We start from the raw sequence: 24286 nt of genomic DNA on the forward strand, positions 1-24286 counted from the left end.
GATGTTACCTCAGCGGGCGTGCGCCTGAACTGAATCGCGCCTGCCTTGCTCCAACCGGCGACAGGGGGAACGATCATGCATCGACCGCTATGCCGGGCACTGTTCTGCATCACGCTGGCGTTCGGGTGCGCGCACGCGGTTGCGGACACTCCGGCAGCGGCCCTCGCCCAGAATGCGATCGGCGCCTACGAGGCGGGGCGCCACGACGAAGCGGCCCGACTGTTCGAGCGTGCCGCGCGCGCCGGCAACCGCCTCGCCCAGTTCAATTACGCGATGATGCTGTATCGCAACGAGGCGCAGTCGCGCGACGCGAACGCCGCGTGGCGCTGGCTGCGCCGTGCCGCCGGGGCCGGTCTGCCGCAGGCGCAGTTCACGCTGGCGCGATTGTACGAACGCGGCGACGGCGTCCCGAAGTCCCTGCCGACCGCGGCGGAGTGGTATCGGCGGGCCGCCGGGCAGGGCCACGTCGAGGCGCAGGTGAGCCTCGCGTCGATGTATTTCGTCGGCCACGGCGTCCCGCTCGATGCTGCGACTGCGGCACGCTGGTATCTTGCCGCCGCGCGCGCCGGTCACGTCGGCGCGCAGCACATCATCGCGAGCCTGTACGAGACCGGCAACGGCGTCGCCGCGGATCGGCGACTGGCGGCGCACTGGTATCTGCAGGCGGCGCAGCAGGGCGACGCGGCCGCGCGGGAAAAACACGCCGCGCTGATGTCGCAGATCGATGCCACCACGCCATGAGCAGGCCCCGGCGCAGGCGACACTACTGCGTCGGCGCCGGCTCCTTCCCGGCGGTGAAATCGAGCCACACTCCGAGCCCTTGGGCATTGAGTTCCAGATCCTGCCGGAACAGATCGAGCACTTCCGCTTCGGGGTGCGTCCAGCCCTGGCGCTCGGCCTCTTCGCGCACAATCTGCTCCAGCCCCGCAAGGATCTCGACGTGGCGCGCGACGCCCTCGCCGCGCGCCGCCTGCGCAACCGCGACATGAGCGCCGATCAGCCGGTGCAGGTCCGCCCCGAGGCGTTCGACGTCGGTCACGCGACTGTAGTGGGTGAGATACATCGCCTCGGGGAGGAAACTCAGCAGGCGGTCGATCGACGCATGCAGCGCGTCCGGATCGAACTGCGTCGGCGTCGTTGTCGGGAAAATCGAAGCGCGGCCGTCGACGTCGAGTTCGCGGTAGGAAAGCCCGAACGTGTCGCCGGTGAAGAAGGCGCGGGCCGTCTCGTCCCACACGCAGATATGATGCCGTGAATGTCCCGGCGTCTCGAGGACGAGGAAGCGGCGCCCCGCGAGATCGATTTCCGTGCCATCTGCGGCGGCCACGATGCGCTCCGGCGGCACCGGCGCGAGCCGCCCGTATAGCGCGAAAGCCCGCTCCGCGCCGTACACTGCGGAGGTGCCTTCCCACAGTTTCGCCGGGTCGACCATGTGGCGCACGCCGCGCGGATGGACGACCAGCCTGGCGTTCGGAAATGCGCACATCAGGCTGCCGGCGCCGCCCGCGTGGTCGAGGTGAATATGGGTGAGGATGACCCAGTCGACGTTTTCGGGGGCGATGCCGGCGGCGACGAGGGCGCCCAGCACGCGTGGGACGGAGGCGTTCGTGCCGGTGTCGACGACCGCCGCGTGCCCCTGATGGATGACCAGGTGGATCGCCGCGACGCCGGGCCGGCCATAGCCGGCATCGACCGCAAGAATGCCGTCGGGGTGGGCGGTGACGTGCTGCACGATTGTCTTCCTCCTGCACATTCGGTTAGTTTTCCGCAATTGTATCCGCTGCACGGGATAAAGACCCGGCATCGAACCGCAAGCTTTTATTGCATCGCAACAGGGCTGACGACGATGAATCCGATTTTCGACTTCGACACGGAGATAGACCGGCGCCGCGTTCCCGGCGAAAAATGGGGACGCTATGAAGGCCGCGACGTCCTTCCGCTATGGGTCGCCGACATGGATTTCGCCGCGCCGCCGCCGGTCCTCGAAGCGCTCCGGCGCCGCCTCGATCACCGCGTCTTCGGCTACACCGACGCCTGGCCCGGCCTGATCGAAGCGGTGATCGAAGGCATCGCCCGCGACCACGCGTGGCGGATCGAGCCCGACTGGCTGGTGTGGCTGCCCGGCGTCGTGACCGGCTTCAATCTCGCCTGCCGCATCACTGGCGAAGCCGGCGACGAGGTGCTGACCGCGACCCCCGTCTATCCGCCCTTCCTCGCTGCGCCCGGCAACAGTGATCGTCGCCTCGTGACGCGTCCGCTCGCCTTTGCCGAGGGCCGCTGGATCTGGGATCGCGACGCCTTCGAAGCCGCGCTGACACCGCGTAGCCGCCTGCTGATGCTGTGCAACCCGCACAATCCGGTCGGCCGCGTGTTCGACCGGGATGAATTGCGCTGGCTCGCCGACCTCGCCGAGCGGCACGACCTGACGATCTGTTCCGACGAAATCCACTGCGGCCTGGTGCTCGACGACGACGCCCCGCACCTCCCGATCGCCGCGCTCGATGCGTCGGTCGCACAACGCACGATCACGCTGATGGCGCCGTCGAAGACGTGGAACATTCCGGCGCTGTACTGTGCCTTCGCCGTCATTTCCGACAGCAGCCTGAGGCGGCGCTTTTGTCACGCGATGCGCGGCATCGTGCCGCACCCCAACGTCCTCGGGATGGTCGCCGCCGAAGCGGCCTACCGGGACGGTGACCCGTGGCGCACGGCGCTGCTCGACTACCTGCGCGGCAACCGCGACCTCGTGATAGCCGCGATCGACACGATGCCCGGGCTCACGGCCGCCCGCCCGCAGGCGACCTACCTCGCGTGGATCGACTGCCGCGGCGCCGGGCTCGAAGAACCGGCGAAGTTCTTCGAAGCCGCCGGCGTCGGGCTGTCCGACGGCGCACCGTTCGGGATGCCCGGGTTCGTGCGCCTGAATTTCGGCTGCACACGCGCACTGCTCGGCAAAGCCCTCGCGCGCATGCGACAGGCACTGGGCGGCTGACCGAAAGAAAAACCGCCCTTGCGGGCGGTCGGCATCGCGTCAAAGCAGCCCGTCAGAACGGAATGTCGTCGTCGAAATCGCCGAAACCGGCACCGCCGCCGCTGCTCTTCGCCGGAGCCTTCGCCGGCGCGGCCTGCTGCGGGCTCGGGCGCGACGGGGCGGGCGCGTCGTAGCCGCCCGCGTCGTACTGGCGGCCGGATGCCTCGCCCGCGCCCTGGCGCGAACCGAGCATCTTCATCTCGTCGCCACGGATCTCGGTCGTGTAGCGGTCCTGCCCTTCCTTGTCCTGCCACTTGCGGGTCTGCAGCCGGCCTTCGACATAGATCTGGCTGCCCTTGCGCAGGTACTGCGCCGCGATCTCGGCGAGCCGGCCGAAGAACACGACGCGGTGCCATTCGGTCTGCTCCTTCTTTTCGCCGGTCGCCTTGTCCTTCCAGGTCTCGCTCGTCGCCACCGTGATGTTGCAGATCGCATCGCCGCTGGGGGCATAGCGTGTTTCGGGATCCTTGCCGAGATTGCCGATCAGGATCACTTTGTTCAGGGATGCCATGCGATTCTCCTCATGTAGGGGTTAACGTGCCGCCGGGGCCGCCACGACGCGGCGGGGAGGTGAGTTCATTGTCGCCGCCACCATCAGCCAGACCAGCGCGAGCAACCCGCAGGCCAGGTTGACGGCCGACGGTCCGTAGTTCTGCGCGATCCAGCCGCCGACCATTCCGCCGAGAAACAGGCCGACGGATTGCAGCGTGTTGTAGACGCCGAGCGCGGAGCCCCGGGCATGGGGCGGCGCGATCCTCGATATCCACGACGGCAGGACCGCCTCGAGCACGTTGAAGGCGACGAAAAACAGCGTCAGCCACAAGCCGAGCGCCAGCAGGCTCTCGCCGAACGCATACAGGCCGACCTGCACGACGACGAGCAGCGCGATCGCCGCATTGAAGATCACCTTCATCATGCCGCGGCGCTCGGCGACGATCACCGCCGGCACCATCAACGCGAACGACAGCAGCACTGCGGGAAGATACACCTTCCAGTGCTCGGGCAGCGGCAATGCGCCGCCGGCGACGATCGCGGCGGGCACGAGCACCCACATCGCGGTCTGGATCAGGTGCAGCGCGAACACGCCGACGTTCAGCCGCATCAGCTGCCCGTCGCGCAGGACATCGACGAGCCTGCCGCCGGCGGCGCGCGGAATGACCGGTACCGTCGGCACGACGTAGATGACGACGCCGATCGCAAGGAAGGCCAGTACCGCGGTCAACCAGAAAATCCCGCTCATGCCGACCATCGTGTAGAGCAGCGGCGCCGCGACCATCGAAATCGCGAACACCAGGCCGATGCTCGACCCGATCATCGCCATCACCTTGGTGCGGTGCTGGTCGCGCGTGAGGTCCGCGGCGAGCGCGGTCACTGCGGCGGAAATCGCGCCGGCGCCCTGCAGGACCCGGCCGACGATCACGATGTAGATGCTGTCGGCCAGCGCGGCGACGGCACTGCCGATGACGAACAGCAGCAGGCCGAATACGATTACCGGCTTGCGCCCGAAGCGGTCGGATGCGGCGCCGTAGGCGATCTGCAGGAATGCCTGCGTCAGCCCGTACGCGCCGATCGCCAGCCCGACCAGCGTCAGGTCATCCCCGCCGGGAATCTCGTGGGCATGAACCGCGAACACCGGCAGGATCAGGAACAGGCCGAGCATGCGCAGCGCGAAGATCGCCGCGAGGCTCATGCCGGCCCGCTTCTCCGCGGGGGTCATGGAATCGTGCTCGAATCGGGACATTAGGGGGAGGCGGCGGATCAAAGCGGCGATTCTAGCATTCGCCGTCATCCGGTTTGGATCGACCGGTGTTCTCTCGTATAGTGGCGCGTTCCCCCTCCGGCAATTCCCCCGCCCCATGGACGAAATCCGCATCCGCGGCGCCCGCACCCATAATCTGAAGAACATCAGCCTCGACCTGCCGCGCAACCGGCTGACCGTGATCACCGGCCTGTCGGGGTCGGGCAAGTCCTCGCTCGCGTTCGACACGCTGTACGCCGAAGGCCAGCGCCGCTACGTCGAGTCGCTGTCGGCGTACGCGAGGCAGTTCCTGCAGTTGATGGAGAAGCCCGACGTCGACCTGATCGAGGGGCTTTCGCCAGCGATCTCGATCGAGCAGAAGGCGACCAGCCACAATCCGCGTTCGACGGTCGGCACCGTCACCGAGATCCACGACTACCTGCGCCTGCTGTATGCGCGGGCCGGCACGCCGCACTGCCCGGACCACCCGGACCAGGCGCTCGAGGCGCAGACGGTCTCGCAGATGGTCGATCACGTGCTGGCGCTGCCGCAGGACACGCGGCTGATGATCCTCGCGCCGGTCGTCGCGTACCGCAAGGGCGAGCAGCACGACCTGTTCGCCGAACTGCGCGCGCAGGGCTTCGTGCGCGTGCGAGTCGATGGCGCCGTCAGCGAACTCGACGCCCTGCCCGCGCTCGAGAAAGGCCGGCGGCACACGGTCGAGGTGGTCATCGACCGGCTCAAGGTGCGCGGCGACCAGCGCGGGCGCATCGCCGAATCCTTCGAGACGGCGCTGACCCATGCCGACGGTCGCGCGATCGCGGTCGAGATCGATAACGGCACCGAGCACCTGTTTTCCGCCCGCTTCGCGTGTCCGGTCTGCAGCTATGCGCTCGCCGAACTCGAACCCCGCCTGTTTTCGTTCAATAATCCTGCCGGCGCGTGCCCGAAGTGCGACGGTCTGGGCCAGGTCGATTTCTTCGATCCTGCCCGCGTCGTCGCGCATCCCGATCTGTCGCTGTCGGCCGGGGCGATCCGCGGCTGGGACCGGCGCAACCAGTTCTACTTCCAGATGCTTGCGAGCCTCGCGACGCATTACGATTTCGACGTCGATACGCCGTTCAGCGAGTTGCCGGAAGAGGTGCGCGACGTCGTGCTGCACGGTTCCGGGCGGCGCAAGATCACGTTTCGCTATCTCTCCGACAGCGGGCGCATGGTCGCGAAGGAACATCCGTTCGAAGGCATCATCCCGAACCTCGAGCGGCGCTATCGCGAAACCGACTCGACGGCAGTGCGCGAGGAACTCGCCAAGTACCGCGCGACGCACCCGTGCCCAAGCTGCGGCGGCACGCGGCTGCGCACTGAAGCCCGCAATGTGCTGATCGGCGGGCAGCCGATCCACGCCGTGGGCCGGATGCCGCTCGGCGACTGCAAGCGCTTTTTCGACGGGCTCGCGCTGAGCGGCCACCGCGGACTCGTCGCCGGCAAGATCGTCAAGGAAATCTCGGACCGCCTGAGCTTTCTGATCAACGTCGGGCTCGACTACCTGTCGCTCGACCGCTCGGCCGACACGCTGTCGGGCGGCGAGGCCCAGCGCATCCGCCTCGCGAGCCAGATCGGTTCGGGCCTGACCGGCGTCATGTACGTGCTCGACGAGCCGTCGATCGGCCTGCACCAGCGCGACAACGACCGGCTGCTCGGCACGCTGCGCCAGCTTCGCGACCTCGGCAACACGGTGATCGTCGTCGAGCATGACGAGGACGCGATCCGGTCGGCGGACTACGTCGTCGACATGGGCCCGGGCGCCGGCGTGCACGGCGGCGAGATCGTCGCCCGCGGCACGCCGGCGGAAATCATCGCCAGCGAGACGTCGCTGACCGGCGCGTATCTCGCGGGACGCCTTGCCATCCCGAGCCCGCGACGGCGCACCGCCCCCGATCTGGAACGCATGCTCAGACTTCGCGGCTGCAGCGGGAACAACCTCAAGGATGTCGTCCTAGAGCTGCCGGTCGGCCTGCTCACGTGCGTGACGGGCGTTTCAGGCTCGGGCAAATCGACGCTGATCAACGACACGCTGTATGCGATCGCGGCGAAGCATCTTTACGGATCGAACGCCGAGCCCGCCCCCTATACGTCAGTTGACGGGCTGGAGTTCTTCGACAAGGTCATCAACGTCGACCAGTCGCCGATCGGCCGAACGCCGCGCTCGAATCCGGCGACATACACGGGCCTGCTGACCCCCGTGCGCGAACTTTTTGCCGGCGTGCCCGAGGCGCGCGCGCGCGGCTACGGCCCGGGGCGCTTCTCGTTCAACGTCAAGGGCGGGCGCTGCGAAGCCTGCCAGGGTGACGGGCTGATCAAGGTCGAGATGCACTTCCTACCCGACATGTACGTGCCGTGCGACGTCTGCCACGGTAAGCGCTACAACCGTGAAACGCTGGAGATCCGCTACAAGGGCAAGACGGTCTTCGAGGTGCTCGACATGACGGTCGAAAACGCGCTGGAGTTCTTCCGCGCCGTTCCGGCCGTCGCGCGCAAACTCGAAACGCTCGTGGACGTCGGCCTCGGCTACATTCGCCTCGGCCAGAGCGCGACGACGCTTTCCGGCGGGGAAGCGCAGCGGGTCAAGCTGGCGCTCGAGCTGTCGAAACGCGACACCGGCCGCACCCTCTACATCCTCGACGAGCCCACGACCGGCCTGCACTTTCGCGACATCGAGCTGCTGCTCGGCGTGCTGCACCGCCTGCGCGACCATGGCAACACCATCGTCGTCATCGAGCACAACCTCGACGTCATCAAGACCGCCGACTGGCTGATCGACCTCGGCCCGGAAGGAGGCGGGCGTGGCGGTGAAATCCTTTGCAGCGGGCCCCCGGAAGCTATCGCCGCCCACCCGGCAAGCCACACCGGCCACTACCTGAAGAACGCGATGGCGCGGGACGAGGCGCGACCGGCCTCGGCGAGGATGGCAGCCCAATCCAGTTCGTGACACGATCGGGGTGATTGCGTCGCAGATCGCCACAGGCGACCAGTTCTGCCGCCAAGTCGCACCTTGTGCATCGCCCCCACCCCGTTGCCGTCAGCCCGGATAGCCATCCGGATTGCTCGTCTGCCAGTGCCAGGCATCCCGGCACATCGCCTCGAGGTCGTGCTCCGGACTCCAACCCAGCATCTTTTCCGCCCGGCCGGCATCCGCCCAGCAGGCGGCGATGTCGCCAGGACGGCGGTCGACGATGCGGTACGGGACCGGGCGACCGGACGCAGCCTCGAAGCTGCGAATGACTTCGAGCACACTGTATCCCCGCCCCGTCCCGAGATTCAGGCACGTCACGCCCGGCAGCCCTTCGATGCGTTCGACCGCCTGCACGTGGCCGCGCGCGAGGTCCACGACGTGGATGTAGTCGCGAACGCCGGTCCCGTCCGGCGTCGCATAATCGCCGCCGAATACCTGCAGCAGCGGCAGGCGTCCCACCGCCACCTGGCTGATATAGGGCATCAGGTTATTCGGTATTCCATGAGGATCTTCCCCGATTCGACCGCTCCGATGGGCGCCGACCGGGTTGAAGTAGCGGAGCAGCACCACCTGCCAGCGCGGATCGGCCGCGGCAACGTCCGACAGGACCTGCTCGGTCATCCACTTTGTCCGGCCGTACGGGTTGGTCGGCGCAGCAGGGGCGTTTTCCGCGATCGGCACGCTTTGCGGATCGCCGTACACTGTCGCCGAGGAACTGAACACGAGACGGCGCACGCCGGCTTCCGCCATCGCCCGCGTCAACGCGATCGTCCCGCCGATGTTGTTGTCGTAGTACTCCAGCGGCTCGCGCACCGATTCCCCGACCGCTTTCAGAGCGGCAAAATGGATCACCGCATCAACCCGATAAGCGCCGAAAATGGCCCTCAGACTACCCGGTTCGCGGACATCGATCTCGTGGAAGCCCGCAAGCTTGCGCCCGGCGATCTGCTCGACCCTCGCGAGCGCCTCGGACTTGCTGTTGCACAGATTGTCGACGACCACGACGTCATGGCCGCTCTGCAGCAATTCCACGCAAGTATGGGAGCCGATATATCCAGCCCCGCCGGTCACCAGCACCAAGCCCATCGCCTTCTCCTGTCTTGTCTTCCGCCATCCCGAGACGAGCCGTTGCCGAGCGGTTCCTGACCGACCCGGATCGATCGCGACACCTCCGCAGCCCGGTGCACGGGGATCCGAACGGCGCTGTTCGCTGCTGAGCCAAGGAACGGGGCCGAGGCAAAAAAATGGGCCGGTTTCCCGGCCCATTCACCTGCAAAACGTTACGGCGACCCGACTCAGGCCGCAGCCGCCTCGCTCACATTCGCCCCTTCCTCGCCTTCAGCCGGCCGGTCGAGCAGTTCGATCAACGCCATCGGCGCATTGTCGCCGTCGCGGAAACCGAACTTCAGGATGCGCAGATAGCCGCCATTACGCTCGGCAAAACGCGGACCCAGCACGTCGAACAGCTTGACCACCATCTCGCGGTCGCGCATCCGGTTGAATGCCAGACGCCGATTCGACAGGCTCGGCTTTTTGCCGAGGGTGATCAGCGGCTCGACCACGCGGCGCAATTCCTTGGCCTTGGGCAGAGTCGTCTTGATGACTTCGTGACGCAGCAGCGAGTTGGCCATGTTGCGAAACATCGCCTGGCGGTGGCTGCTGGTACGGTTAAGTTTGCGAAGACCGTTGCGGTGACGCATTTTTCTTCCTCACTCCACTGACGCGCCTCAACCGAGCTTTTCGAGCCCGGCCGGCGGCCAGTTTTCCAGTTTCATCCCGAGAGTCAGCCCGCGGGAGGCCAACACTTCCTTGATTTCATTCAGCGACTTGCGGCCCAGATTCGGCGTCTTCAGCAACTCCGTCTCAGTGCGCTGGATCAGGTCGCCGATGTAGTAAATGTTCTCCGCCTTCAGGCAGTTGGCCGACCGAACCGTCAACTCCAGATCATCCACCGGGCGCAGCAGCACCGGGTCGATCGTCTGCGCCGCCGACTGTTCAACGACCGGCGCCGTGCCTTCGAGATCGGCAAACACCGACAGCTGATCCATGAGGACGCGCGCCGCGTAGCGGATGGCCTCCTCGGGATCCACTGCGCCGTTCGTTTCGATGTCGATCACCAGCCGATCGAGGTCGGTCCGCTGTTCCACCCGGGCGCTCTCGACCAGGTAGCTCACGCGTCGCACCGGACTGAAGGACGCGTCGAGCACGACGCGGCCGATGGTCTTGGTGTCGCCGGCAGCCGGACGAACGTTGCCCGGCACGTAACCGCGGCCTTCCTCGACCTTGATCTGCATGTCGAGCTTTCCGCCCGGCGCGAGGTGCGCAATCACATGATCCGGGTTGATGATTTCCACGTCGTGCCCAACCTCGATGTCGCGCGCGGTGACCACACCATCGCCAGACTTCGCCAGGCGCAGGGTCGCCTCGCTGCGGCTATGGAGCTTGAGCACCACGCCCTTGAGGTTCAACAGCAGATCGACGATATCCTCGCGCACGCCGTCAAGAGTCGAATACTCATGCAGCACGCCTTCGATGGACACTTCGGTCGGCGCATAGCCCGGCAACGAGGACAGGAGAATGCGCCGCAGCGCATTCCCCAGGGTATGGCCGAAACCGCGTTCGAACGGCTCCATCGTGACGCGGGCCTGGACCGGCGACACACTCTGGACGTCGATGATGCGGGGTTTCAGCAGCGAATTGCTTTGCATCAGCAGTTCCTCGGATCTTTGATTCTTCAGGCGAACCCGTTAGCGGGAATACAGTTCGACGACCAGGCCTTCATTGATCGTCGGCGGCAGTTCAGCGCGCTGCGGATATGCCTTGAAGGTGCCCTTGCCGGCCTTTGCATCGACATCCAGCCATTCCGGGAAACCACGGGAAGCAGCTGCTTCGAGCGCGGCCTTGACGCGCAGCTGAGCGCGCGATCCTTCGGTGAGTTCGACGACATCGCCCGGACGAACGACATACGACGGGATGTTCACCCGCTTGCCGTTCACGAGGATGCCGTTGTGCCGCACGAGCTGACGCGATTCGGCACGCGAACCGCCAAAGCCCATACGATAGACGACCGAGTCCAGGCGCCCTTCGAGCAGTTGCAGCAGGTTCTCGCCGGTCTGGCCACGACGGCGCTCGGCCTCGGCGTAGACTTTGCGGAACTGCGCTTCGAGCACGCCGTACAGGCGACGGATTTTCTGCTTTTCGCGCAACTGCACGCCGTAGCCGGACATCCGTTGGCCGGAACGCTGGCCGTGCTGGCCGGGCGCATACGCACGGCGCTCGATGGCACATTTATCGGTGAAGCACTTCTCGGCCTTCAGAAACAGCTTTTCGCCCTCGCGACGGCACTGACGGCACTTGGGATCCAGATTACGAGCCACGTTTCAACTCCTTGTCAGATGCGGCGCTTTTTCGGCGGACGGCAGCCGTTATGCGGGATCGGCGTGATGTCGGTAATGCTGGAGATCTTCATGCCCAGCGCATTGAGCGCGCGGACAGCAGATTCGCGCCCGGGCCCCGGGCCCTTGATGCGAACTTCCAGATTCTTGACGCCACATTCCTGTGCAGCTTTGCCGGCAGCTTCGGCCGCGACCTGGGCGGCAAACGGGGTGCTCTTCCGCGAGCCCTTGAAGCCGGCACCACCAGAGGTCGCCCAGGACAGCGCATTGCCCTGACGGTCGGTGATAGTGATGATCGTGTTGTTGAAGCTCGCGTGCACGTGGGCGATACCCTCGGCAACGTTCTTCTTGACCTTCTTGCGAACTTTCGCAGCAGTTTTAGCCATTATCTATTCCTATCACTTCTTGCCGGCGATTGCCTTGCGCGGCCCTTTCCGGGTACGCGCATTGGTGCGGGTGCGCTGGCCACGAAGCGGCAGGCCGCGACGATGACGAACACCACGGTAGCAACCAAGATCCATCAGTCGCTTGATGTTCATCGTCGTCTCACGACGAAGATCACCCTCGACAATGAATTTCGCCACTTCATCACGCAACCGTTCCATGTCGGACTCGGTGAGATCCTTCATCTTGACGGAACGCACGACGTTGGCAGCATCGCAAATCTTCTGAGCACGCGAACGGCCAATTCCATAGATGGCGGTCAGCGCGATCTCGGCATGCTTGTGGTTGGGAATGTTTACCCCAGCAATACGGGCCATTCGATTACCCCAAAAAGCGAAACATTAAATAATAATACGTGAACGTCAGAGAATCAACCCTGACGCTGCTTGTGACGCGGGTCGGTGCAGATCACGCGAACCACGCCTTTACGACGCACGATTTTGCAGTTGCGGCAAAGCCGCTTTACCGAAGCCTGAACTCTCATTTTGTTACTCCAGTTTCTTGATTACCTGGTCCGGAAAACAATCCGGGCCTTCGTCAGGTCGTAGGGCGTCAGTTGCACAGTGACCTTGCCGCCAGGAAGAATGCGGATGCACTACATCCGCATTCTTCCTGAGATGTATCCGAGAACCACGTGTCCGTTTTCGAGCCGGACACGGAACATTGCGTTGGGCAGGTTCTCGGTCACCTCGCCCTGCATCTCGATTACGCCCCCTCGCCATGACTTACCTGGTGGGAAGGCCCGCCCCCTTGAAGTTCGCCTTCTTCAGCAAACTCTCATATTGATGGGACATCACGTAAGCCTGTACCTGCGTCATGAAATCCATCGTCACGACGACGATGATCAGCAGCGACGTCCCGCCGAAGTAGAACGGAACATTCCATCGAAGGATCAGAAACTCGGGCAGCAGGCACACCAGAGTGATGTACACCGCTCCCACGAGGGTCAGCCGCGTAAGAATCTTGTCGATATAGCGCGAGGTCTGATCGCCGGGCCGAATCCCCGGAACGAAAGCACCGCTCTTCTTCAGGTTGTCCGCCGTCTCCCGGGCATTGAACACCAGCGCCGTGTAGAAGAAACAGAAAAACATGATGGCTGCCGCATAAAGCATCACGTAGATCGGCTGTCCTGGCGCCAGCGTCGAGGAGATATCGCGAAGCCAGCCCATGCCTTCGGTGGCGCCGAACCATTGCCCCAGCGTCGCAGGAAACAAGATGATGCTCGAAGCAAAAATCGGCGGTATGACCCCTGCCATGTTGAGCTTCAATGGCAAATGCGAACTCTGCCCGCCATAGATCTTGTTCCCGACCTGGCGTTTTGCGTAATTCACCAAGATCTTGCGCTGACCGCGTTCGACGAACACGACAAAGCCGGTCACCAGCACCACGAGTACACAGATCAGCAATGCCGTGAAAGGATGCATCGCTCCGGTGCGCACCAGCTCGAACAGCCCGCCGATGGCGCTCGGCAAACCTGCCGCGATACCACCGAAAATGATCAGCGAAATGCCATTGCCGATGCCGCGTTCGGTGATCTGTTCGCCCAGCCACATCAGGAACATCGTGCCCGTAACCAGCGTCGCGACGGTCACGAAACGGAACGTGAGCCCCGGATCGAGCACGAGCCCGGGCTGGCTCTCGAGCGCGATCGCAATGCCCAGCGATTGCGCGAGGGACAGCGCAACCGTCCCGTAGCGCGTGTATTGTGTGATCTTGCGCCGCCCTGCCTCACCCTCTTTCTTCAGCGCTTCCATCTGCGGCACCGCGACCGTCATCAGCTGCATGATGATCGACGCCGAGATATACGGCATGATGCCGAGCGCGAAAATCGTGAACCGTGACAGCGCACCACCGGAAAACAGGTTGAATACGCCGAGGATGCCGCCCGCCTGCGATTGGAAAAGCTCGGACAGTCGCGCCGGGTCGATGCCGGGAACGGGAATGTGCGCGCCGATCCGGTACACGATGAGTGCACCGAGCAGGAACAGGACACGGCGTTTCAGATCCCCGAAACGCCCGGACGTCCCCAGCGTGGCAGCAGGATTGGCCACTTCGCTTTCCCTTGGTTACGCGGTCGCTACCGAGCCGCCGGCAGCCTCGATCGCCGCCAGCGCGCCTTTGGTCGCGCCGATGCCGCGCAGCGTGATCTTGCGTCCGATCGTCCCCGACAGCACGACTTTTGCGGACAACGCATCGGCAGGAACGACGCCGGCCTGCATCAGCACCAGCAGGTCGATGTCGTCGACGGGCAGTTTGTCGAGTTCCGACAGGCGTACCTCGACCTTGCGCGCGGCCGTCAGCGACACGAAGCCGCGCTTCGGAAGCCGGCGCTGCAGCGGCATCTGCCCGCCCTCGAAACCGACTTTGTGGAAACCACCGGCACGAGACTTCTGGCCCTTGTGACCGCGCCCGCAGGTCTTGCCCAGGCCGCTGCCAATGCCGCGGCCGACGCGCTTCGCCGCCGATTTCGAGCCCGCGCCGGGCTTTATCGTATTGAGTCGCATATCAACCCTCACACTTCACCAGGTACGACACCTTGTTCACCATGCCGCGAACTTCAGGCGTGTCCTGCAGTTCGACACAGTGGTTCATGCGCCGCAGGCCGAGACCGCGGACGGTTGCACGGTGCGACTGCTTGGTGCCGATCACGCTCTTCACGAGCGTGACCTTGATCGTTTTCTCGGACATCGCTTACCCCAGAATCTCTTCGACCGACTTGCCACGCTTGGCAGCGATCTCGGCCGGCGTGTTGATCGCCAGCAGACCGTTGAGCGTTGCACGCACGACGTTGTAAGGATTGGCGGAGCCGAGGCACTTGCAAGTCACGTCGGTGACGCCCATCACTTCGAACACCGCCCGCATCGGACCGCCAGCGATGATGCCGGTGCCGCTCGGAGCGGGCTGCATCAGCACGGAGGCCGCGCCGTGCTTGCCGACGACCGAGTGCTGCAACGTGCCGTTCTTGAGCGAAATCTTCTTGAGCTTGCGACGCGCTTCGTCCATCGCCTTCTGCACGGCCACCGGCACTTCGCGCGACTTGCCCTTGCCCATTCCGACGCCGCCGTCGCCATCACCGACGACCGTAAGCGCCGCAAAACCGAGGATCCGGCCGCCCTTGACGACCTTGGTCACGCGATTGATCGCGACCATTTTCTCCCGCAGGCCGTCGTCGCGCTCATCCGCCGCTTGCGGTCGCTTGCTTTGTTGCTTAGCCATTCGAAACCTCGCTTAGAACTTGAGTCCGCCTTCGCGGGCGGCCTCGGCCAGCGCCTTGACGCGACCGTGATACTGGAAGCCGGCGCGGTCGAACGCCACCGCTTCGATCCCGGCGGCCTTCGCCCGCTCGGCGATGAGCTTGCCGACGACTTGCGCGGCCTGCTTGTTGCCGCCGTTCGGCAGCTGCGAGCGCACGTCGGCCTCGACGGTCGATGCCGCCGCCAACACCCGCGAACCGCTACCGTCGATGACCTGGGCGTAGATATGGGAGTTGGTCCGGAACACGGTTAGGCGCACCGACTTCAGCTCCGCGATTTTGGCTCGGGTTTTACGAGCACGACGCAGACGAACTTCTTTCTTGTTCATGACGAACCGCCCTTACTTCTTCTTGGTTTCCTTAAGCACAACCACTTCGTCCGAATAACGGACGCCCTTGCCCTTGTACGGCTCGGGTTCGCGGTATGCACGCACCTCGGCTGCGACCTGACCGACCTGCTGCTTGTCGATACCCTTGATGACGATCTCGGTCTGAGTCGGAGTTTCCACCTTCACGCCGGCCGGCATCTGATGCACCACCGGGTGGGAGAAACCGAGCGTCAGGTTGAGCTTGTCGCCCTGTGCCTGGGCCCGATAGCCGACGCCGACGAGCGTGAGCTTGCGCTCGAAGCCTTTCGTCACCCCGGTGACCATGTTGTTGACGAGGGCGCGCACCGTGCCGGACATGGCCCGGCTGTTTGCGACACCGTCGCGCGCCTTGCACAGCAGCGCATCACCGTCGCGCTCGAGCGTCACCGCATTGCCGATGTACTGCTTCACGGCACCCAGCGGTCCCTTGACGGAAACTTCATCGGTCCCGATCGTGACCTCGACGCCCTGGGGGATTGCCACCGGATTCTTAGCTACACGAGACATGATCCCCCCTTATGCGACGTAACAAATGACTTCGCCGCCGACCCGACCGGCTCGCGCCGCACGGTCCGTCATGACGCCACGCGGCGTCGACACGATCGCGACACCCAGTCCGTTCATGACACGGGGAAGATCGCCGCTGCCCTTGTACACGCGCAGACCGGGGCGGCTGACGCGCTCGATCCGCTCGATGACCGGGCGACCGGCGTAATACTTGAGCGCAACATCCAGTTCCGGCTTGCCACCCGCTTCGCGAATGGAATAGCCGTCGATATAGCCTTCGTCCTGCAGGACTTTCGCGATCGCGACCTTCAGCTTCGAGCAAGGCATCGACACGCTCACTTTCTGAGCCTGCTGACCGTTACGGATACGGGTCAGCATGTCGGCGATAGGATCGGACATACTCATACGATAATCTCCTTACCAGCTCGCCTTGGTCATGCCGGGCACCTCGCCGCGGAACGCCAGGTCGCGCAGCTTGTTACGGCACAATCCGAACTTGCGGAACACACCGCGCGGACGCCCGGTCAAGGCACAGCGATTACGCTCCCGAACCGGACTTGCATTACGCGGCAACTGCTGCAGCTTCAGACGAGCAGCCATGCGCTCCTCTTCCGGCAGCTTGAAATCGTTGATCTGAGCGATCAGCGCGGTCCGCTTGGCGGCAAATTTCTCGACCGTCTTGCGGCGCTTCTCTTCTCGATTGATCAGGGACAGTTTCGCCATAACATCCTCAATTCTTGAACGGGAACTTGAACGCGACGAGCAGGGCCCGAGCTTCCTGATCGCTCTTGGCGGTCGTCGTGATGCTGATGTTCATTCCCCGAAGGGCATCGATCTTGTCGTACTCGATTTCGGGAAAAATGATCTGTTCCTTGACGCCGAGGTTGTAGTTGCCACGACCGTCGAAACCCTTGCCACCAATGCCGCGAAAGTCGCGGATCCGCGGCATCGCTACCGTCACCAGGCGATCGAGGAACTCGAACATCTTTGCGCCACGCAACGTCACCATGCAGCCGATCGGGTAGCCGTCACGAATCTTGAACCCTGCAATCGATTTGCGAGCTTTCGTCACCACCGGCTTCTGCCCGGCAATCTTGACCATGTCGCCAACCGCATGTTCGAGAATCTTCTTGTCGCCGACAGCCTCACCGACACCCATGTTCAAGGTGATCTTGGTGATACGAGGCACTTCCATCACGGATTTGTATCCGAACTGCTTGAGCAAGTCCGGAGCCACCGTTTCTTTGTAAAATTCCTGCAAGCGCGCCATTGCCACTCCTTACGCGTCCACCAGTTCGCCATTCGACTTGAAGAAGCGCACCTTGCGACCATCCTCAAGCACCCGGATTCCCACGCGATCGCCCTTCTGGGCCGCGGGATTGAACAATGCGACGTTGGAAATATGCAGAGGCATCTCTTTCTCGACGATGCCGCCCACTTCACCCTTGAGCGGGTTCGGACGCACGTGCTTCTTGACCCGATTCACGCCTTCGACAACCAGCCGCTCGTCATCGACGCGACCCAGCACGACGCCGCGACGACCGCGATCCTTGCCGGCCAGAACCACCACTTCATCACCCTTGCGGATCTTGTTCATCTCACGCCCCCCTTAGAGCACTTCAGGCGCCAGCGAAACAATCTTCATGAACCGCTCGGTGCGCAGCTCGCGCGTCACCGGTCCGAAGATGCGCGTGCCGATCGGCTCGAGCTTGTTGTTGAGCAGCACTGCGGCATTGCCATCGAACTTGACGAGCGAACCGTCGGGACGACGCACACCCTTTGCGGTACGCACGACGACGGCGCTGTAGATATCGCCCTTTTTCACGCGCCCACGGGGCGCCGCATCCTTGATGGTGACCTTGATGATGTCGCCGATACTCGCGTAGCGGCGCTTGGAACCACCAAGAACCTTGATGCACATCACTGAACGCGCGCCGGTATTATCGGCAACGTCCAGCCTGGACTGCATTTGAATCATGAATTTATCTCCAACTTGCCCCGCTACAGCGGTCAGTCTTGGAACCCGTACGGGTAGAAAGCCCCGAAGAGCGAAAAGCAAAGATAAAAACTATAACAGCTTGGCGTTGTATTGCCAAGCTGTCCGAAGAACTACCTTACAGTCAGATGACCCGAGCCTTCTCGAGCACCTTGGCCACGCGCCACGATTTGGTCTTTGAAATCGGACGACATTCCTCGATTTCCACCAGATCGCCCGCCGCAGCGCCGCCTTCTTCGACATGCGCGTGATATTTCGCGGACCGCGTGATCACCTTGCCGTAGAGCTCGTGCTTCACACGGCGCTCGACGAGAACGGTCACCGTGTTCTGCATCTTGTCGCTGACCACACGTCCAACAAGCGCGCGCCTGACTTTTTCGATCTGCTCGGTCATTTCTGCACCGCCTTTTCCCGCAGGAGAGTACGGACGCGCGCGATGTCGCGGCGCACTTTCCCGAGTTGGCTCGTATTGCCGAGTTGCTGAGTCGCAAGTTGCATGCGCAACGAAAATTGCGCTTTCAGCAGTTCGAGCAATTCTTGATTCAATTCACCGGCGCTTTTCGCGCGGAGTTCACTCGCTTTCATGCTCACCCCATCTGACGATGAACAAAGACCGTCTCGAGCGGAAGCTTCGCGGCGGCAAGCCGGAACGCTTCGCGGGCGAGCGTCTCGTCGACACCGTCCATCTCATACAACACCTTGCCGGGCTGTATCTCGGCGACCCAGTATTCCGGGTTCCCTTTGCCGTTACCCATCCGCACCTCAGCCGGCTTCTTCGAGATCGGCTTGTCCGGGAAAATCCGGATCCAGATGCGGCCGCCCCGCTTGATGTGCCGGGTCATCGCCCGCCGTGCGGACTCGATCTGACGGGCGGTCAGACGGCCGCGGCCGATCGCCTTGAGCCCGAACTCGCCGAAGCTGACCTTGGCACCGCGTGTCGCGACCCCGGTGTTTCGGCCCTTCTGCTCCTTACGATACTTCCTTCTCGACGGCTGCAGCATCGTCTACTCCCGCTTTCCTGGTCCGGATGCCGGCCTTGTCGCCAGCACCCGCTTGTTCGGCACCGGTGCGACGTGCGGGGCGCTTGGCGCCGCGGTTGTCACCGGCATCATTGCGAGGCGCGCGGCGACCGCGACGAGCCTCGTTCTCGTTCTCGACGACCGCAGGCCGCTCGTTGCGCCCGAGCATCTCACCCTTGTACACCCACACCTTGATACCGATGATGCCGTAAGTGGTCTTCGCTTCGGATACGCCATAGTCGATATCGGCACGCAGCGTGTGCAGCGGAACGCGGCCTTCGCGGTACCATTCGGTGCGCGCGATTTCCGCACCGTTCAGTCGTCCGGCGCTCATGATCTTGATACCCTGCGCACCGAGCCGCATTGCGTTCTGCATCGCGCGCTTCATTGCGCGACGGAACATGATCCGCTTTTCGAGCTGCTGGGCGATCGAATCTGCGATCAGCTTGGCATCGATTTCCGGCTTGCGCACTTCTTCGATATTGACGTGCACCGGCACGCCCATGATCTTCTGAAGCTCGCGCTTGAGCAGCTCGATGTCCTCGCCCTTCTTGCCGATCACGACACCAGGACGTGCGCTGAAAAGGGTGATCCGTGCGTTCTTCGCCGGGCGCTCGATGACGATGCGCCCCACCGATGCGTGAGCAAGACGCTTCTTGAGAAAATCGCGGACCTTCAGGTCCTCGTGCAACATTCTCGAGTAATCGCCGCTCGATGCGAACCAACGGGAACTCCAATCACGGGTGACCGCAAGGCGGAACCCGGTCGGATGAATTTTCTGACCCATATGTACCCCTTATTCCCCGACGGTCACGTAGATGTGGCAGGTCGGCTTGAGAATGCGGGCCCCGCGTCCCTTTGCCCGCGCCGCGAAGCGCTTCAGCGACGTGCCTTCCTCGACGTAGATCGTCTTGACCTTGAGGGCGTCGATATCTGCGCCATCGTTGTGTTCTGCGTTGGCAATCGCCGACTCCACCACTTTGCGGATGATCTGCGCGCCCTTTTTCGGCGAGAAGGCAAGGATGTTGAGTGCCTGATCAACCGGCCTGCCCCGCACTTGGTCCGCCACCAGCCGCCCCTTCTGGGCAGACAGGCGAACGCCGCGGAGAATTGCTCTGGTTTCCATGATGACTCCTTACCTCTTCGCCTTCTTGCTCGCCGCGTGACCCTTGAACGTACGGGTCAGGGCAAACTCGCCGAGCTTGTGGCCGACCATGTTTTCCGACACGAAGACCGGAACATGCTGGCGACCGTTATGGACCGCAATCGTCAGGCCGACGAAGTCCGGCAACACCGTCGAGCGACGGGACCAGGTCTTGATCGGACGCTTGTCGTTGCTCGCCCGCACGGCGTCGACCTTCTTGAGCAGGTGCGCGTCGACAAACGGGCCTTTTTTAATAGAACGTGCCATTTGTTACCCCTTAACGCTTGTGACGACGCTGCACGATCATCGTGTCGGTGCGCTTGTTGCTGCGCGTGCGGTAGCCCTTGGCAGGCTGGCCCCACGGACTGCGCGGCACACCACCTTCGCCGGTGCGGCCTTCACCGCCGCCGTGCGGGTGATCGACCGGGTTCATCGCCACGCCGCGCACGGTCGGACGAATACCGCGCCAGCGGTTCGCACCCGCCTTGCCGATCTTGCGCAAGCCATGCTCTTCGTTGCCGACCACGCCGATGGCGGCACGGCACTCGACGTGCACCCGGCGAACTTCGCCGGAGCGCAGCCGGATCTGGGCATACGCGCCTTCACGGGCGAGCAGCTGCGCCGAGGTGCCTGCGGCACGCGCGATCTGCGCCCCCTTGCCCGGCATCAGCTCGACGCAGTGGATCGTCGAACCAACCGGAATATTCCGGATCGGCAGCACATTGCCCGCCTTGATCGGCGCTTCCGGCCCGCTGAGAACCGTCTGACCCACTTCGAGCCCCTTCGGCGCGATGATGTAGGCGCGTTCGCCGTCGGCATAGCAGATCAGCGCAATGTTCGCGGAACGGTTCGGGTCGTACTCGACGCGCTCGACGCGTGCTGCGATGCCGTCCTTGTTGCGACGGAAATCCACCAAACGATAATGTTGCTTGTGCCCGCCGCCCTGATGGCGGACGGTGATGCGGCCGCTGTTGTTGCGACCGGCGTTCTTCGACTGCTTCTCGACCAGTGCGGCATGCGGACGTCCCTTGTAGAGATCCGCATTGACGACCTTGACCATCGCGCGACGGCCGGCAGACGTAGGCTTAAGTTTTACCAGTGCCATGATTCCTCACTCCCCGGCCGCGAAATTGATTTCCTGGCCCGGCTTGAGGCAAACGAACGCCTTCTTCCAGTCCTTGCGGCGGCCGGTCATCTTGCCGAAACGCTTGACCTTGCCTTTCACGTTCGCAATCTGCACCGACTTCACTTCAACCTTGAAGAGCAATTCGACAGCCGCCTTGACTTCGGGCTTGGTCGCGGTCGACGCAACCTTGAACACAACCTGCTCGTTCTTGTCGGCGACATACGTCGCCTTTTCGGAGATCTGGGGCGCGAGCAGCACCTGCATCAGACGCTCTTGGCTAAATCCGCTCATTGCCAGGCCTCCTCCATCTTGGCCAGCGCACCCTTGGTCACGATGACCCGGTCGTAGTGCACAAGCGACACCGGATCCGTCTCACTGACCTCGAGAACCAGCACCTTGTGCAGGTTCCGTGACGACAGGAACAGGTTTTCATCGAACTCATCGGTAATGACCAGCACCGAATCGAGCCCCATGCCTTTCAGCTTCTGCGACAGCAGGCGCGTCTTCGGCGCCTCGACGCTGAAGTTCTCGACGACTGCCAGGCGGTCTTCACGCGCGAGCTGCGAAAGAATCGACGCCACACCGGCGCGGTACATCTTGCGGTTCAGCTTCTGCGAGAAGTTGTCTTCGGGCGAATTCGGGAAAATCCGGCCGCCTCCGCGCCACAGCGGGCTCGACGCCATACCGGCACGAGCGCGGCCAGTGCCTTTCTGGCGCCACGGCTTGCGCGTCGACTTGGAAACTTCCGAACGGCCTTTCTGCGCGCGGTTACCCGAGCGGGCATTGGCCATGTACGCCACGACGACCTGATGGATCAGGGCTTCGTTGTAGTCGCGCCCGAACAGCGCATCAGAGGCCTGCAGCGTTGCCGCCTGCGCGCCCTGATCATTCAATAATTTAAGTTCCATTACGCCCTCGCTCAGCCACGGGCCTTGACCGCCGGGCGGACGATCACGTCGCCGCCCTTCGAGCCGGGTACAGCCCCCTTTACCAGGAGCAACTGACGCTCAACATCGACGCGGACCACTTCGAGACCCTGAGTGGTGCACGTTGTGTTGCCGTACTGTCCGGCCATCCGCTTGCCGGGAAAAACCCGACCCGGATCCTGAGCCATGCCGATCGAGCCCGGCGCATTGTGCGACACGGAGTTGCCGTGCGACGCGCGGTTCGACGAGAAGTTGTGCCGCTTGATCACCCCGGAAAAACCCTTGCCGATCGACGTACCGGTGACATCCACCTTCTGCCCGACCGCAAAGAGGTCGACGCCGACGACGTCACCAGCCTTGAAGCCAGCGACCTGCTCGGTTTCGACACGGAATTCCTTGAGCATATGACCGGCTTCGACGCCGGCCTTGGCAAGGTGCCCGGCAAGGGGCTTTCCAACCCGACTCGCGCGGCGTTTGCCGAAAGTCACCTGCACGGCGGCATAACCGTCGTTTTCAGGCGTCTTGATTTGGGTCACACGATTGTTGGACACGTCAAGCACCGTCACCGGGACACTCCTGCCGTCCTCGGCGAAGATGCGAGTCATGCCAACCTTGCGTCCCACAAGGCCTAGACTCATCTTCTTCTCCTGTCCCCGGTTACGATTGACCGGGCCCTATCACGTAAATTGCGCCCAAAGGCGCAAAGGCCGGATTATACCGGCCTTTCGCAAAACTCCGCAACTAGAGCGGCTTACTGCAACTTGATCTCGACATCAACCCCGGCAGGGAGATCCAGCTTCATCAGCGCATCGACCGTCTTGTCGGTCGGATCGATGATGTCCATCAGGCGCTGATGAGTGCGGATCTCGAACTGGTCGCGCGACGCCTTGTTGACGTGCGGCGAACGCAGCAGGTCGAAACGCTCGATACGGGTCGGCAGCGGCACGGGGCCGCGGACCACCGCACCCGTGCGCTTGGCGGTATCGACGATCTCGAGGGCGGACTGATCGATCAGCCGGTAGTCGAACGCCTTCAAACGGATGCGAATCTTCTGGTTTTGCATGGATAAAATCCTGAAAGAGCGAAAACCCGGGGCAACGAGCCCCGGGGAAATGCGAGCAATTACTCGATGATCTTGGCGACGACCCCGGCGCCGACGGTGCGACCGCCTTCGCGGATCGCGAAACGCAGGCCTTCTTCCATCGCGATCGGCGCCATCAGCTTGACGGTGATCGAGACGTTGTCGCCCGGCATCACCATCTCAGTGCCTTCGGGCAGCTCGATCGAACCGGTCACGTCAGTCGTGCGGAAGTAGAACTGCGGACGATAGTTGTTGAAGAACGGCGTGTGGCGGCCGCCTTCTTCCTTCGACAGCACGTACACTTCGCCGGTGAAGTGGGTGTGCGGCTTGATCGAACCGGGCTTGCACAGCACCTGGCCGCGCTCGACGTCTTCGCGCTTGGTGCCGCGCAGCAGCACGCCGACGTTGTCGCCCGCCTGGCCCTGGTCGAGCAGCTTGCGGAACATCTCGACGCCGGTGCAGGTGGTCTTGACGGTCGGCTTGATGCCGACGATCTCGACTTCCTCGCCAACCTTGACGATGCCGCGCTCGACGCGCCCGGTGACGACCGTGCCGCGGCCCGAGATCGAGAACACGTCTTCGATCGGCAGCAGGAACGGCCGGTCGATCGCGCGCTCCGGGGTTGGGATGTAGCTGTCGAGCGCGTCCGCGAGACGCATGATCGCCGGCTCGCCGATGTCGCTCTGGTCGCCTTCGAGCGCCTTGAGCGCGCTGCCCTTGACGATCGGCACGTCGTCGCCCGGGAAGTCGTACTTCGACAGCAGCTCGCGCACTTCCATCTCGACGAGTTCGAGCAGCTCCTCGTCGTCGACCATGTCGCACTTGTTGAGGAACACGATGATGTACGGCACGCCGACCTGGCGGGCGAGCAGGATGTGCTCGCGCGTCTGCGGCATCGGGCCGTCGGCGGCCGAGCACACCAGGATCGCGCCGTCCATCTGCGCCGCGCCGGTGATCATGTTCTTGACGTAGTCGGCGTGACCGGGGCAGTCGACGTGCGCGTAGTGACGGTTGGCGGTCTCGTACTCGACGTGAGCGGTGTTGATCGTGATGCCGCGCGCCTTCTCTTCGGGCGCCGCGTCGATCTGGTCGTAGGCTTTCGCCTCGCCGCCGAACTTCTTCGACAGGATCGTCGTGATCGCCGCCGTCAGGGTGGTCTTGCCGTGGTCGACGTGACCGATCGTCCCGACGTTTACGTGCGGTTTCGTCCGCTCAAACTTGCCTTTCGCCATTGCTCAATTCCTC

General features: G+C 63.6%; 36 protein-coding genes and 1 pseudogene. 3 read left to right on the forward strand and 34 right to left on the reverse strand.

Translation table 11 applies throughout. From position 1 onward, the window contains the following. Positions 1 to 75 precede the first annotated feature (75 nt). Positions 76 to 741 carry a tetratricopeptide repeat protein gene (locus GO606_RS09535; RefSeq protein ID WP_169118059.1) on the forward strand — a complete coding sequence of 222 codons (666 nt, stop codon included), beginning with the start codon at positions 76 to 78 and terminating at the stop codon, positions 739 to 741. 22 nt (positions 742 to 763) lie between these two features. Here GO606_RS09535 and GO606_RS09540 read toward each other — a convergent pair whose 3' ends face one another. Beyond that, a complete protein-coding gene (locus GO606_RS09540; protein ID WP_169118060.1) occupies positions 764 to 1732 on the reverse strand; it encodes an MBL fold metallo-hydrolase in 969 nt (322 codons plus the stop codon). Between the two features lie 114 nt (positions 1733 to 1846). Between GO606_RS09540 and GO606_RS09545 the strand changes: the two genes are divergently transcribed. After that, positions 1847 to 2992, forward strand: coding sequence for a MalY/PatB family protein (locus tag GO606_RS09545; RefSeq protein WP_169118061.1), 1146 nt, complete (start codon positions 1847 to 1849; stop codon positions 2990 to 2992). 52 nt (positions 2993 to 3044) lie between these two features. Here the strand turns inward: GO606_RS09545 and ssb are convergent, their stop codons facing one another. Together ssb and GO606_RS09555 are read right to left on the reverse strand one after the other, a co-directional pair. Further along, positions 3045 to 3542, reverse strand: a complete 498-nt coding sequence (ssb, locus tag GO606_RS09550) for a single-stranded DNA-binding protein (protein ID WP_169118062.1) — start codon at positions 3540 to 3542, stop codon at positions 3045 to 3047. A gap of 21 nt (positions 3543 to 3563) precedes the next feature. After that, on the reverse strand, positions 3564 to 4748 hold the full coding sequence (locus tag GO606_RS09555; protein ID WP_169118063.1) for an MFS transporter: 1185 nt from the start codon (positions 4746 to 4748) through the stop codon (positions 3564 to 3566). A gap of 139 nt (positions 4749 to 4887) precedes the next feature. On the opposite strand from GO606_RS09555, the gene uvrA reads away from it, so the two are divergent. Next, positions 4888 to 7758 (forward strand): excinuclease ABC subunit UvrA, encoded by a 2871-nt coding sequence (gene uvrA / locus GO606_RS09560; protein ID WP_169118064.1) that lies wholly within the window; start codon positions 4888 to 4890, stop codon positions 7756 to 7758. Positions 7759 to 7848: 90 nt separating this feature from the next. Here the strand turns inward: uvrA and galE are convergent, their stop codons facing one another. The 31 genes and pseudogenes from galE to tuf all read right to left on the reverse strand — a co-directional run bounded on the left by galE (position 7849) and on the right by tuf (position 24273). Continuing rightward, positions 7849 to 8868 (reverse strand): UDP-glucose 4-epimerase GalE, encoded by a 1020-nt coding sequence (galE, locus tag GO606_RS09565; protein WP_169118065.1) that lies wholly within the window; start codon positions 8866 to 8868, stop codon positions 7849 to 7851. A 209-nt stretch (positions 8869 to 9077) separates the two neighbouring features. Further along, a complete protein-coding gene (rplQ, locus tag GO606_RS09570) occupies positions 9078 to 9482 on the reverse strand; it encodes a 50S ribosomal protein L17 (RefSeq protein WP_169118066.1) in 405 nt (134 codons plus the stop codon). Between the two features lie 27 nt (positions 9483 to 9509). Then, on the reverse strand, positions 9510 to 10490 hold the full coding sequence (locus tag GO606_RS09575) for a DNA-directed RNA polymerase subunit alpha (protein ID WP_011237997.1): 981 nt from the start codon (positions 10488 to 10490) through the stop codon (positions 9510 to 9512). Positions 10491 to 10529: 39 nt separating this feature from the next. Then, complete coding sequence (rpsD, locus tag GO606_RS09580; RefSeq protein WP_169118067.1) at positions 10530 to 11159, reverse strand: 30S ribosomal protein S4; 630 nt, start codon at positions 11157 to 11159, stop codon at positions 10530 to 10532. A 14-nt stretch (positions 11160 to 11173) separates the two neighbouring features. After that, entirely contained in the window at positions 11174 to 11563 is a 390-nt protein-coding gene (rpsK, locus tag GO606_RS09585) for a 30S ribosomal protein S11 (protein WP_011237995.1), read from the reverse strand. A gap of 12 nt (positions 11564 to 11575) precedes the next feature. Next, a complete protein-coding gene (rpsM, locus tag GO606_RS09590) occupies positions 11576 to 11938 on the reverse strand; it encodes a 30S ribosomal protein S13 (protein ID WP_011237994.1) in 363 nt (120 codons plus the stop codon). 53 nt (positions 11939 to 11991) lie between these two features. Next, positions 11992 to 12105: a 50S ribosomal protein L36 gene (rpmJ, locus tag GO606_RS09595; protein ID WP_079432668.1), complete on the reverse strand. Its 114-nt coding sequence runs from the start codon at positions 12103 to 12105 to the stop codon at positions 11992 to 11994. 21 nt (positions 12106 to 12126) lie between these two features. After that, positions 12127 to 12321 (reverse strand): annotated as a pseudogene (infA, locus tag GO606_RS09600) (translation initiation factor IF-1). A 25-nt stretch (positions 12322 to 12346) separates the two neighbouring features. Next, positions 12347 to 13672, reverse strand: coding sequence for a preprotein translocase subunit SecY (gene secY / locus GO606_RS09605; RefSeq protein ID WP_169118068.1), 1326 nt, complete (start codon positions 13670 to 13672; stop codon positions 12347 to 12349). A 15-nt stretch (positions 13673 to 13687) separates the two neighbouring features. Then, the gene (gene rplO, locus GO606_RS09610; protein ID WP_011237991.1) at positions 13688 to 14125 is read right to left on the reverse strand and encodes a 50S ribosomal protein L15; all 438 of its coding nucleotides are present in this window, start codon (positions 14123 to 14125) and stop codon (positions 13688 to 13690) included. A 1-nt stretch (position 14126) separates the two neighbouring features. Then, entirely contained in the window at positions 14127 to 14309 is a 183-nt protein-coding gene (gene rpmD / locus GO606_RS09615; protein ID WP_169118069.1) for a 50S ribosomal protein L30, read from the reverse strand. A 3-nt stretch (positions 14310 to 14312) separates the two neighbouring features. Beyond that, the gene (gene rpsE, locus GO606_RS09620) at positions 14313 to 14837 is read right to left on the reverse strand and encodes a 30S ribosomal protein S5 (RefSeq protein WP_053420944.1); all 525 of its coding nucleotides are present in this window, start codon (positions 14835 to 14837) and stop codon (positions 14313 to 14315) included. A gap of 12 nt (positions 14838 to 14849) precedes the next feature. After that, on the reverse strand, positions 14850 to 15203 hold the full coding sequence (gene rplR, locus GO606_RS09625; protein WP_053420943.1) for a 50S ribosomal protein L18: 354 nt from the start codon (positions 15201 to 15203) through the stop codon (positions 14850 to 14852). Between the two features lie 12 nt (positions 15204 to 15215). Next, positions 15216 to 15749 (reverse strand): 50S ribosomal protein L6, encoded by a 534-nt coding sequence (gene rplF, locus GO606_RS09630; RefSeq protein WP_169118070.1) that lies wholly within the window; start codon positions 15747 to 15749, stop codon positions 15216 to 15218. Positions 15750 to 15758: 9 nt separating this feature from the next. After that, complete coding sequence (rpsH, locus tag GO606_RS09635; protein WP_011237986.1) at positions 15759 to 16154, reverse strand: 30S ribosomal protein S8; 396 nt, start codon at positions 16152 to 16154, stop codon at positions 15759 to 15761. Between the two features lie 12 nt (positions 16155 to 16166). Continuing rightward, positions 16167 to 16472, reverse strand: a complete 306-nt coding sequence (rpsN, locus tag GO606_RS09640) for a 30S ribosomal protein S14 (protein ID WP_053420940.1) — start codon at positions 16470 to 16472, stop codon at positions 16167 to 16169. A gap of 7 nt (positions 16473 to 16479) precedes the next feature. Next, on the reverse strand, positions 16480 to 17019 hold the full coding sequence (gene rplE, locus GO606_RS09645; RefSeq protein WP_011237984.1) for a 50S ribosomal protein L5: 540 nt from the start codon (positions 17017 to 17019) through the stop codon (positions 16480 to 16482). 9 nt (positions 17020 to 17028) lie between these two features. Further along, the gene (gene rplX, locus GO606_RS09650; RefSeq protein ID WP_169118071.1) at positions 17029 to 17346 is read right to left on the reverse strand and encodes a 50S ribosomal protein L24; all 318 of its coding nucleotides are present in this window, start codon (positions 17344 to 17346) and stop codon (positions 17029 to 17031) included. 12 nt (positions 17347 to 17358) lie between these two features. Further along, entirely contained in the window at positions 17359 to 17727 is a 369-nt protein-coding gene (gene rplN, locus GO606_RS09655) for a 50S ribosomal protein L14 (RefSeq protein ID WP_053420937.1), read from the reverse strand. A 142-nt stretch (positions 17728 to 17869) separates the two neighbouring features. Further along, positions 17870 to 18139 (reverse strand): 30S ribosomal protein S17, encoded by a 270-nt coding sequence (rpsQ, locus tag GO606_RS09660; RefSeq protein WP_169118072.1) that lies wholly within the window; start codon positions 18137 to 18139, stop codon positions 17870 to 17872. Beyond that, positions 18136 to 18330 (reverse strand): 50S ribosomal protein L29, encoded by a 195-nt coding sequence (gene rpmC / locus GO606_RS09665; RefSeq protein WP_053420935.1) that lies wholly within the window; start codon positions 18328 to 18330, stop codon positions 18136 to 18138. The genes rpsQ and rpmC overlap by 4 nt, the downstream gene beginning before the upstream one ends. Before the next feature lie 2 nt (positions 18331 to 18332). Beyond that, complete coding sequence (gene rplP / locus GO606_RS09670) at positions 18333 to 18746, reverse strand: 50S ribosomal protein L16 (protein ID WP_053420934.1); 414 nt, start codon at positions 18744 to 18746, stop codon at positions 18333 to 18335. Continuing rightward, positions 18715 to 19551, reverse strand: a complete 837-nt coding sequence (gene rpsC, locus GO606_RS09675) for a 30S ribosomal protein S3 (RefSeq protein ID WP_169118073.1) — start codon at positions 19549 to 19551, stop codon at positions 18715 to 18717. Before rpsC ends, rplP begins: the two co-directional genes overlap by 32 nt. Positions 19552 to 19560: 9 nt before the next feature. Then, complete coding sequence (gene rplV, locus GO606_RS09680; protein ID WP_169118074.1) at positions 19561 to 19890, reverse strand: 50S ribosomal protein L22; 330 nt, start codon at positions 19888 to 19890, stop codon at positions 19561 to 19563. 9 nt (positions 19891 to 19899) lie between these two features. Continuing rightward, positions 19900 to 20175 carry a 30S ribosomal protein S19 gene (rpsS, locus tag GO606_RS09685; RefSeq protein WP_053420931.1) on the reverse strand — a complete coding sequence of 92 codons (276 nt, stop codon included), beginning with the start codon at positions 20173 to 20175 and terminating at the stop codon, positions 19900 to 19902. A 10-nt stretch (positions 20176 to 20185) separates the two neighbouring features. After that, entirely contained in the window at positions 20186 to 21013 is an 828-nt protein-coding gene (gene rplB, locus GO606_RS09690; protein ID WP_169118075.1) for a 50S ribosomal protein L2, read from the reverse strand. A 6-nt stretch (positions 21014 to 21019) separates the two neighbouring features. Next, positions 21020 to 21325, reverse strand: a complete 306-nt coding sequence (gene rplW / locus GO606_RS09695) for a 50S ribosomal protein L23 (protein WP_011237974.1) — start codon at positions 21323 to 21325, stop codon at positions 21020 to 21022. Beyond that, positions 21322 to 21942 carry a 50S ribosomal protein L4 gene (gene rplD, locus GO606_RS09700; RefSeq protein ID WP_169118076.1) on the reverse strand — a complete coding sequence of 207 codons (621 nt, stop codon included), beginning with the start codon at positions 21940 to 21942 and terminating at the stop codon, positions 21322 to 21324. The genes rplW and rplD overlap by 4 nt, the downstream gene beginning before the upstream one ends. A gap of 11 nt (positions 21943 to 21953) precedes the next feature. Then, positions 21954 to 22598, reverse strand: a complete 645-nt coding sequence (gene rplC / locus GO606_RS09705) for a 50S ribosomal protein L3 (protein WP_169118077.1) — start codon at positions 22596 to 22598, stop codon at positions 21954 to 21956. Positions 22599 to 22711: 113 nt separating this feature from the next. Further along, entirely contained in the window at positions 22712 to 23023 is a 312-nt protein-coding gene (gene rpsJ, locus GO606_RS09710; protein ID WP_011237971.1) for a 30S ribosomal protein S10, read from the reverse strand. Between the two features lie 59 nt (positions 23024 to 23082). Next, positions 23083 to 24273 carry an elongation factor Tu gene (gene tuf, locus GO606_RS09715; protein ID WP_169118078.1) on the reverse strand — a complete coding sequence of 397 codons (1191 nt, stop codon included), beginning with the start codon at positions 24271 to 24273 and terminating at the stop codon, positions 23083 to 23085. Positions 24274 to 24286 lie beyond the last annotated feature (13 nt).

This window comes from Aromatoleum anaerobium (genome assembly GCF_012910705.2).
In the GTDB taxonomy this organism is placed as follows: domain Bacteria; phylum Pseudomonadota; class Gammaproteobacteria; order Burkholderiales; family Rhodocyclaceae; genus Aromatoleum; species Aromatoleum anaerobium.